This is a genomic window from Curtobacterium sp. VKM Ac-1376, from assembly GCF_015351025.1.
Lineage (GTDB): Bacteria > Actinomycetota > Actinomycetes > Actinomycetales > Microbacteriaceae > Curtobacterium.
Genome location: NZ_JADKRV010000038.1, coordinates 3,523 through 5,468 on the forward strand (window position 1 = coordinate 3,523; position 1,946 = coordinate 5,468).

At 55.7% G+C, this 1,946-nt stretch carries 1 rRNA gene; it reads right to left on the reverse strand.

Annotation, left to right across the window (positions count from 1 at the left end):
- Nucleotides 1–241: 241 nt before the first annotated feature.
- Nucleotides 242–1,763, reverse strand: a 16S ribosomal RNA gene (locus tag ITJ56_RS17945).
- Nucleotides 1,764–1,946 lie beyond the last annotated feature (183 nt).

Below are 1,946 nucleotides of genomic sequence, written 5' to 3' on the forward strand. Positions count from 1 at the left end.
GGCCCAACCCCCACCAACACTCTCATGTCAGCAGGAAGCCTGGTCCCTCAGGACCCAACAACGTGCACCAGCCAGCAACTCCACCCCAACCCGTTCCAACCCCACCCGAAGGCAAGACGTACTGAGACCGGAAGCATCACTCCCAACTGCACTGTCAATGTTCCACCCATGAGCTACCCGTCGGACACGTTCGGTCCGAATCAGGCGCCTGGACACCAAAAGAGGTGCCAGTGCTCCTTAGAAAGGAGGTGATCCAGCCGCACCTTCCGGTACGGCTACCTTGTTACGACTTAGTCCTAATCACCGATCCCACCTTCGACGGCTCCTTCCACAAGGGTTAGGCCACCGGCTTCGGGTGTTACCGACTTTCATGACTTGACGGGCGGTGTGTACAAGGCCCGGGAACGTATTCACCGCAGCGTTGCTGATCTGCGATTACTAGCGACTCCGACTTCATGAGGTCGAGTTGCAGACCTCAATCCGAACTGAGACCGGCTTTTTGGGATTCGCTCCACCTTACGGTATCGCAGCCCTTTGTACCGGCCATTGTAGCATGCGTGAAGCCCAAGACATAAGGGGCATGATGATTTGACGTCATCCCCACCTTCCTCCGAGTTGACCCCGGCAGTCTCCTATGAGTCCCCGGCATAACCCGCTGGCAACATAGAACGAGGGTTGCGCTCGTTGCGGGACTTAACCCAACATCTCACGACACGAGCTGACGACAACCATGCACCACCTGTACACCGACCACAAGGGGGCGACCATCTCTGGCCGTTTCCGGTGTATGTCAAGCCTTGGTAAGGTTCTTCGCGTTGCATCGAATTAATCCGCATGCTCCGCCGCTTGTGCGGGCCCCCGTCAATTCCTTTGAGTTTTAGCCTTGCGGCCGTACTCCCCAGGCGGGGCGCTTAATGCGTTAGCTACGACACAGAAACCGTGGAAAGGTCCCTACATCTAGCGCCCAACGTTTACGGCATGGACTACCAGGGTATCTAATCCTGTTCGCTCCCCATGCTTTCGCTCCTCAGCGTCAGTTACGGCCCAGAGATCTGCCTTCGCCATTGGTGTTCCTCCTGATATCTGCGCATTCCACCGCTACACCAGGAATTCCAATCTCCCCTACCGCACTCTAGTCTGCCCGTACCCACTGCAAGCCCGAGGTTGAGCCTCGGGATTTCACAGCAGACGCGACAAACCGCCTACGAGCTCTTTACGCCCAATAATTCCGGACAACGCTTGCACCCTACGTATTACCGCGGCTGCTGGCACGTAGTTAGCCGGTGCTTTTTCTGCAGGTACCGTCACTTTCGCTTCTTCCCTACTAAAAGAGGTTTACAACCCGAAGGCCGTCATCCCTCACGCGGCGTTGCTGCATCAGGCTTTCGCCCATTGTGCAATATTCCCCACTGCTGCCTCCCGTAGGAGTCTGGGCCGTGTCTCAGTCCCAGTGTGGCCGGTCACCCTCTCAGGCCGGCTACCCGTCGTCGCCTTGGTGAGCCATTACCTCACCAACAAGCTGATAGGCCGCGAGTCCATCCCCAACCAATAAATCTTTCCACCACCAGACCATGCGGCCGGTGATCATATCCAGTATTAGACGTCGTTTCCAACGCTTATCCCAGAGTCAGGGGCAGGTTACTCACGTGTTACTCACCCGTTCGCCACTAATCCACCCAGCAAGCTGGGCATCATCGTTCGACTTGCATGTGTTAAGCACGCCGCCAGCGTTCGTCCTGAGCCAGGATCAAACTCTCCGTAAAAAATTACAACCAACACCGAAGTGTCAGCGAGTTGATTCTGACTGTTGACTGTCTACTGACAATCTTCAATCCAAAAGGAATTGCTTCATGACCTGACCGGTAAACCGACCAGGCACGAGGTCAATCAATAAATTGGCATTGACAATGTGCACGCTGTTGAGTTCTCAAGGACCAGACGCACTC